The sequence below is a fragment of the Methylobacterium aquaticum genome, assembly GCF_001043915.1.
GTDB classification, from domain to species: domain Bacteria; phylum Pseudomonadota; class Alphaproteobacteria; order Rhizobiales; family Beijerinckiaceae; genus Methylobacterium; species Methylobacterium aquaticum.
This window is the reverse complement of record NZ_LABX01000024.1, coordinates 1-7,720: the sequence shown is the minus strand read 5'-3', so window position 1 is coordinate 7,720 and position 7,720 is coordinate 1. Positions and strand designations below refer to the sequence as shown.

General features: G+C 72.3%; 6 protein-coding genes. 3 read left to right on the top strand and 3 right to left on the bottom strand.

The features are described 5' to 3' along the window. Nucleotides 1–76: 76 nt before the first annotated feature. Both VP06_RS03080 and VP06_RS03075 read left to right on the top strand, forming a co-directional pair. Complete coding sequence (locus tag VP06_RS03080) at nucleotides 77–310, top strand: DUF2283 domain-containing protein (protein WP_048462376.1); 234 nt, start codon at nucleotides 77–79, stop codon at nucleotides 308–310. A 5-nt stretch (nucleotides 311–315) separates the two neighbouring features. Continuing rightward, nucleotides 316–1,032 (top strand): DUF2459 domain-containing protein, encoded by a 717-nt coding sequence (locus VP06_RS03075; RefSeq protein ID WP_048462375.1) that lies wholly within the window; start codon nucleotides 316–318, stop codon nucleotides 1,030–1,032. 51 nt (nucleotides 1,033–1,083) lie between these two features. Here VP06_RS03075 and VP06_RS03070 read toward each other — a convergent pair whose 3' ends face one another. Continuing rightward, entirely contained in the window at nucleotides 1,084–2,316 is a 1,233-nt protein-coding gene (locus tag VP06_RS03070; RefSeq protein WP_048462374.1) for an efflux RND transporter periplasmic adaptor subunit, read from the bottom strand. 307 nt (nucleotides 2,317–2,623) lie between these two features. On the opposite strand from VP06_RS03070, the gene VP06_RS03065 reads away from it, so the two are divergent. Next, nucleotides 2,624–5,800 (top strand): efflux RND transporter permease subunit, encoded by a 3,177-nt coding sequence (locus VP06_RS03065; protein WP_048462373.1) that lies wholly within the window; start codon nucleotides 2,624–2,626, stop codon nucleotides 5,798–5,800. A gap of 70 nt (nucleotides 5,801–5,870) precedes the next feature. On the opposite strand, the gene VP06_RS03060 is transcribed toward VP06_RS03065, so the two are convergent. Both VP06_RS03060 and VP06_RS03055 read right to left on the bottom strand, forming a co-directional pair. Beyond that, entirely contained in the window at nucleotides 5,871–7,349 is a 1,479-nt protein-coding gene (locus VP06_RS03060; RefSeq protein ID WP_048462372.1) for a methyl-accepting chemotaxis protein, read from the bottom strand. Nucleotides 7,350–7,527: 178 nt separating this feature from the next. Beyond that, the coding region (locus tag VP06_RS03055; protein WP_048462371.1) for a helix-turn-helix domain-containing protein at nucleotides 7,528–7,720 on the bottom strand (193 nt) is incomplete at its 5' end.

Genomic DNA, 7,720 nt, shown 5'->3' with positions numbered 1-7,720 from the left:
CGGTGCCCGGTGCCCGGTGCCGTCGGCGCGGCGAAGAGGCGATCCGTCAACCTTTGCCCGGATATCCGCACAGGCCATGAGCGAGACTTCCACACCGTCCCACGCCGTGACGGGCCGCTACGACACCGAGACCGACATCCTGTCCGTCCGCTTCACCGATGCCGAGGTGGTGGAGAGCCGGGAGATCCGGCCGGGCCTCGTCGTCGCCTACGACGCCGCCGGGGGCATCGCGGGCATCGAGATCCTCGACGCCTCCTCGGAGCGGCTGGCCTCCGACCACGACCTGCGGCGTCTCGTCGTGGCGGCCTGACCGCCATGCGGCGCCTCGGCCGGGGGGCGGCGATCCTCGCCGTCACCCTCACCGTCACTCTCCTGGCAGCCGGCTGGCTCACCGCCCGGCCGGGCGATCCGGGCCTGTACCCACCGGCCCCCGGCGAGGCGGCGGTGACGGTGCGGCTCGTCGCAGGGGCCTGGCATTCCGGCCTGCTGCTGCCCCGCGACGCCCTGGCGGCGGCGGCGGCCGAGGCCGGGGACGGGGCGCTCCTGGAGGTGACCGAGCGGTTCCGCGCCAGCCCGGCCCTGGAGATCGGCTGGGGCGATGCCGGCTTCTACCGCGCCGTGCCGACGTTCCAGGCCCTCGACTGGCGCCTGGCGCTGAAGGCCCTGTTCACCCCGGGCGGGCGCTCCGCCGTCCTGCACGTGGTCGGGGTCGCGGTCGAGCCCGGTGACGTCGTCCCGGGGGCCGGGATCGTGCCCCTGAGGCTGTCGCAGGCCGGCTTCCGGCGCCTCGCCGCCGCGCTCGGACGCGCCTTCACCCGGCGCGACGGCCATCCGGTCGAGGCAGGGCCTGGCCTCTACGGGCCGAGCCTGTTCTACGAGGCGGAAGGGCGCTTCAGCCTTCTTGCCGTCTGCAACCATTGGAATGCCGGGCTCCTCAACGCGGCGGGGCTCCCGGTGACGCCGCTCCTCGACACCCTGCCGCAGGGCCTCGTCCTCGACCTCGCCTGGCGCGCGGGTGCCCACGCCCCCTGAGGATCGGATGGCGGAACGCCGATCCCGGTGCCCCCGGCGGGCCGCAGCGCGTTACCGGACCGCGTCGCCGGGCTGGTTCGCCGCCTGCCGGGCCTCCGTGCCGCTCGCCTCGCCGTCCCGCTTGATCCCGACCCGCTGGTCCTGGCGCAGGAGCTGGAGGTGGTCGGTGGCGATCCGGTCCCCGGCCTTCAGGCCGTTCAGGATCGCCGTGCGGTCGCCGATTTCCGCACCGGTCTCGACGGGGGTCATCGCCACGCGGCCGTCATCACCGACGCGCCAGACGATGCGCTGGTCGAGCTGGGCCGAGAGGGCGACCGTCGGCACCAGCAGGCGCTCCTCGGTGCCCACCTGCACGCGCGTGCGCACGAACTCGCCCGGCAGGTAGCGCTCGTCGGCATTGGGCAGCCAGGCCCGGATCAGCCGGCGGGCGGTGCGGGGGTCGAAGCGGTTGTCGAGCTTGTAGACGGTCGCCATCCGCTCCGGTTTCCCCTGGCCGTCGAGGACCTGGACGACGGCGCGGTCCTCCTTGAGGGCGGCGCGCACGGCCTCCGAATCCTCGGCCGAGAGGGCCACCTGCACCTCGATCGGATCGACCTGGACCACGCTGACGAGCTGGGTCGCGTTCTCGTTGACGGAATCGCCGACATTGACGTCGGAGAGCCCGGAGCGCCCGTCGAAGGGGGCGCGGATCACCGCGTAGTCGAGGTTGAGCCTCTGGCGGGCGATGGCGGCCTCGGCCTCCTGCACCCGGCTGCGGGCGACCTGCCGGTTGCTCTCGAGCTGCTGGAAGCGCTGCTCCGAGGCGTAGCCCTTGTCGGCGAGCGGCTGGGTGCGCTCGACCTCGGCATCCGCGAAGGCGAGTTGCGCCGCCGCCTGCTCGCGCTGCGCCTCCGCCGTGCGCAACGCCACCTCGAAGGGCCGTGGATCGATGCGGAACAGGATCTGGCCCTTCCTGACATGGCCGCCCGGCTCGAACGGCCGCTCCGTGACCACGCCGGTGACCCGGGGCTGGAGCGCCGCGTCCTTCGGGGAGATCACCGTGCCGGTATACGAGAAGGCGACCGGCACGGTTTCGGTGGCGGCCCGCGCCACCGCGACGTCGAAGGCGGGCGCTTCCGGCGCGCGGGGCGTCAGCGGTGCCTGCGGCGCGAGGAACCGTGCCACCGGGCCCGGCAGCGCGCCCGCGGCGCCCGGCGGCAGCGGATGGCCGATCCCCCACCAGAGGCCGGCACCGGCCGCGAACGCGGCGAGACCGACGAGGCCGTAGCGAAAACCTGCGCGCACGATCCTGGACTCCTCACGATCCTGGACTCCTCCAGGGGGACGCCGCGCCCGCGTCACGGCCGGGCGTCCGAGCGGGCAAGCACCGATCCGCCGCCGCGGTTCCGGCCCGGGACGAGGGGACGCGCCGGCCGGGTTCCCGCGGGCGATCGCGCAAGCTTCCTCCGGGGAACACGCTCGGGCGCGATCACGTTGCCCGAGACCTTTCATCTCACCGTCGCAGGCTCCGACGGCCCGCCCCGAGGCCCCGGCTCCCAGGCCGCCGGCTCGCGGCGGGCGCCGCGGCGCCCGGCGGCCAGCGGGACCCAGGATGTTCGCCTCCTTCGTCGACCGGCCCGTCCTGGCGGGCGTGATCTCGGTGCTCATCACCCTGATCGGGGCCGTGGCGGGCCTGTCGCTGCCGATCGCCCAGTTCCCCGAGATCGCGCCGCCGATCATCAACATCCAGGCGACCTATCCGGGCGCCACCGCGCAGCAGGCCTACGAGGCGATCGCGATCCCGCTCGAGCAGGAGATCAACGGCGCGCAGAACCTGATCTACATCAGCTCGACCAGCAACGCCGACGGCAGCGTCGGCATGGACGCGACCTTCGAGGTCGGCTCCGACCTCAACGCCGCCGCCGCCGACGTGCTGACCCGGGCCCAGCGCGCCGAAGCGCGCCTGCCGCAGGCGGTGCGCGACCAGGGCCTCGAGATCGTGAAGTCCTCCCGCCAGCGCCTCGGCAACGTGGTGCTCTACAGCGACGACAACCGCTACGACGAACTCTTCCTGTCGAACTGGGCCGAGACCCAGGTGATCAAGCCCCTGCGCCGGGTCACCGGCATGGGCCGCATCGTCAACTTCTCGAACAAGCGCTACGCGATGCGGATCTGGCTCGACCCGGCCCGGATGGAAGCGCTGGGCCTGAGCCCGAGCCAGATCGTCCAGGCGATCGAGCAGCAGAACGCCCAGATCACCGTGGGCTCGCTCGGCAAGGAGCCGGTGCGCGACGCGCCGGCCTTCGAGCTCCAGATCGTCACCAAGGGCCGCCTGACCGAAGCGCGGGAGTTCGCCGACGTGGTGATCCGGGCCAATCCCGACGGCTCGGTGGTGCGCATCCGCGACGTCGGCCGGGTCGAGCTCGGCTCGGAGCAATACGGCAGCCGCTCGACCTACGACAACAAGCCCGCCGCCTCGCTCGGCCTGTACCAGAACCCGGAGGCCAACGCCGTCGAGGTCATGAAGGGCGTGCGCGCCACCATGACGGACATCGCCAAGCGGTTTCCCCCGGGCCTGCAATACAGGATCGCCCTCGACCGCACCGAGTTCGTCGAAGCCTCGATCCACGAGGTGATCAAGACGCTGATCGAGGCGATCGTGCTGGTCGTCGTCATCACCTACCTCTTCCTCCAGAACTGGCGCGCGACCCTGATCCCGGCGATCGCCGTGCCCGTCGCCCTCGTCGGCACCTTCGGGCCGATGGCCCTGCTCGGCTTCTCGTTCAACACCCTGAGCCTGCTCGGGCTGGTCCTGGCGGTGGGCCTCGTCGTCGACGACGCGATCATCGTGGTCGAGAACACGGAGCGGCTGATGGAGGAGGGCGAGGCGCCCCGCGAGGCCGCCCGCGAGGCGGTGAACGAGGTGGCGGGCCCGGTCATCGCCACCACCCTGGTGCTGGCCGCCCTGTTCGTGCCGGTGGCGTTCATCCCGGGGCTGACCGGCCAGCTCTACAACCAGTTCGCGCTGACCATCGCGATCTCGGTGCTGATCTCGGCGGTCGTCTCGCTCACCCTCACGCCGGCGCTCTGCGGCCTGCTGCTCAAGCCCCACGACAAGGCGGCCCACCGGAGCCGGTGGCGGGCGCCGCTGCGCTGGTTCGACGCCGCCCTCGACCGGGCGACCGGGATCGCGGCCGGCTCGGTCGGGCGGCTGTCGCGCCACCTCGTCGCCACGGGCCTCGTCTTCCTGGTCTTCGCGGGCCTCACCGCCTGGATGGTCGCGAGCCGGCCGAGCGCCTTCGTGCCCCAGGAGGACCAGGGCTACTTCTTCGCCGACATCGCGATGCCGAAGGGCGCCTCCGTCGCCCGCACCGCCGCGATGGTGGAGGAGGTGGGCCGGGCGGCGCTGGCCGAGCCCTCCGTCGCCGGCACGATCGGGGTCGCCGGGCGCGGCATCCTGGCCGACGTCACCGCCCCGTTCTACGGCTTCCAGATCCCGACCCTGACACCCTGGGACCAGCGCGAGGAGACGGTCACCGACGTGATCGGGCGGCTCCGGCAACGGTTCAAGAACCACCCGGACGGGGTCCTGCGCATCGTCGACCCGTCGCCGCTGCCGGGCCTCGGCTCCCGCGGCGGCCTGACGCTGGAATTGCAGGACCGCAGCGGCGCGGGCGGCCTCGCGCTCGCCCGCGCCGCCGAGGGCTTCATCGCGAAGCTGAAGGAGCTTCCCGAGATCGGCGGCGCCACCGCCACCACGAGCTACGGCGTGCCGCAGCTGCGCCTCGACATCGACCGCGCCAAGGCCGAGCAGCTCGGGGTGAGCCTGCAATCCTTGTTCGACGCGCTCGGCACCTATGTCGGCTCGTCCTTCGTCAACCTCTTCAACAAGTTCGGCTTCGTGTACCAGGTCTACGTCCAGAGCGAGTCGCAAGGGCGACGCACGATCCAGGACCTGTCGCGGCTCACCGTGCCGAACAATCGGGGCGAGCCGGTGCAGATCGGCGCGCTCGTCACGCCCCACTTCGTCAGCGGGCCGACGGCGGTTCTGTCCTACAACACCTATCCGGCGATCGAGATCGCCCTCGACACCGCCGAATCCGCCAGTTCGGGCGCGGCCATCGCGGCGGTGGAGCGCTTGGCCGGGACGGCGCTGCCGACCGACTACGCGGTGGAATGGACCGAGGTCGCCTATCAGGAGAAGATCGCCGGCGGCTGGGCGCCCCTGATATTCGGCCTCGGCGTGGTGATGATCGTGCTCCTGCTCGCCGGGCAGTACGAGAGCCTGCGCCTGCCCTTCGTGGTGATCCTGGTGACGCCGCTCGCCCTGTTCGGCGCCGTGGGCGCGCTGGCCCTGCGCGACCTTCCCCTCGACATCTTCGGGCAGATCGGCCTGCTGCTCCTCGTGGGATTGGCGGCCAAGAACGCGATCCTGCTCGTCTCCTTCGCCCGCGACCTGCGGGAGAAGGGCGAGGACGCCGTGACGGCGGCCCGGGACGCGGTCCGGCTGCGGCTGCGCCCGATCCTGATGACCTCCTTCGCCTTCATCCTCGGCTCGCTGCCCCTCGCCGTCGCGAGCGGCGCCAGCGCCAATGCCCGGATCTCGATGGGCACGGTGGTGATCGGGGGGCTGCTGGTGGCGACGCTGCTCACCCTGTTCGTCACCCCGGTCTTCTACGTCGCGGCGGAGCGGCTGGGGGAGAGGCGGGGGCGGACGGGCGAGCCGGGCCAGAAAGAGCATGGCAAGGACGACCGAGAGCCCGGCACCGCGCCGCAACCCGCGGAATAGGGGCGCCCGTCCCCCTGCGGGTCGGCACGGTCCGGCCCCGATGATCCGTCCATGGCGGCGCCCGCCCGCGTCACGCGATGGCCTGGGACACCTCCCGCACCTGCCGGGTCGCGCGGTCGACCTGCGCCACGGCCGTGGCAATCGCGCCGACGCCCGCGGCGATCTGCCCGACGCCGTGGGACGCGGCCTGCATCGAGCCGGACATCTGGCGCGTCACCACGGCCTGCTCCTCGACCGCGGCTGCGATCGCGGCCGCGACCGCGTCCAGCTCCCGGATCGTCGCCTGGATCGTGCCGATGGCGGCGACGGCCTCGTGGGTCGCGGCGCGCGTCGCGTCGATCCGGGCCCGGATCTCGTCGGTGGCCCGGGCCGTCTGGCCGGCAAGCGCCTTCACCTCGGCGGCGACGACCGAGAAGCCACGGCCCGCCGCGCCCGCCCGGGCCGCCTCGATGGTCGCGTTGAGCGCCAGCAGGTTCGTCTGCTCGGCGATGGACTGGATCAGGCCGACCACCTCGCCGATCCGCTCGGCCTGGCCGTTCAGCCCGGCCACGATCGCGCCGGTCCCTTGCGCCTGCACCACCGCCCCCCGGGAGATCGTGGAGGCGTGCGAGACCTGCTGGCTGATCTCGGCCACGGAGGCGGCGAGCTCTTCCGCTCCCGCCGCCACCGCCTGGATGTCGCCCGAGACCCGCCCGACCGCCCTGGCCGCCTGGTCGCTCCGGTCGGTGACATCGCTCACCGCGTCGCCGATGACCGCGAGGTCGCCGGCGATCGTGCGGCCCGCCTCGGCCCGGCGCTGCCGGTCGCGCACCTGCGGGGTGACGTCGGTGGCGAACTTCACCACGTGCACGACCCGTCCTCGCGCATCGAGGATCGGGTTGTAGGTTCCCTGGATCCAGACCACGCGCCCGTCCTTGCCGAGGCGCCGGTACTCGGCCGCCTGGAATTCACCGGCCTGCAGGGACGGCCAGAACGCCCGGTAGGCATCCGTGTCCCGCTCGGCGGGGTCCACGAACAGGGAGTGGTGACGGCCACGGATCTCGTCGAGCCGGTAGCCGAGCGCGTCGAGGAAGTTCTCGTTGGCATCCTCGATCGTGCCGTCGGGCGTGAAGGTGATCACCGCCTGCGAGTGGTCGAGGGCGGTCAGCCGTCCCTCGCGATCGAGGCCGCGCCGCTTGGCCTCGGTGATGTCGGCCGCGACCGTGACGATCCGGGCGATGCGCCCGTCGCGCCCGCGCACCGGATTGTAGCTCGCCCAGAGCCAGACTTCGCGGCCACCCTTGGCGAGCCGCAGGCCCTCGCCCTCGCGCGGGGTGCCGCGCACCAGGTCGTCCCAGAAGGCTTGGCCGGCGGCGCCGACCCGCTCGGCGACCGGCAGGAGCATGCGGTGATGCTGGCCCTGCAGGTCGGAGGACGCGTAGCCCATCATGGCGAGGAAGGTCTCGTTCGCCGACAGGATGGTTCCGTCCGGGCCGAAGGTGATCATGGCGTGCGATCGATCGAGGGCGCGCAGCGTGGAACGCGCCATGAAGCCGTCGAACTTGAACATCGTGCCATCTCCCATCCTCATCGACCGGCGCAGAATGCTCTGAGGTCTGGTCTCGAGAGGACGAGAGACAGAAATCGGCTTGAATGCTATCGAATTGATTGAAATTCCATCGTCGCAAACATGACAGCGCCGTGCGCGATCGTGATACGCGAGCAACCGGATTGCCGACGCTGCGGCCTCATCCGGCCTGCCGGCGCGTTTCGGTCGGCGTGCAGCCGAAGCGCCGACGGTAGCGCTGCGCGAAGTCGCCCATGTGCACGAAGCCCCAGCGGCGCGCCACATCGGCGACCGATCGGTCCGCGTTGTCCGGGGAGGCAAGATCCGCATGGACCCGCTGCATGCGCCGCTCGATGATGAAGGCCAGGGGCGTC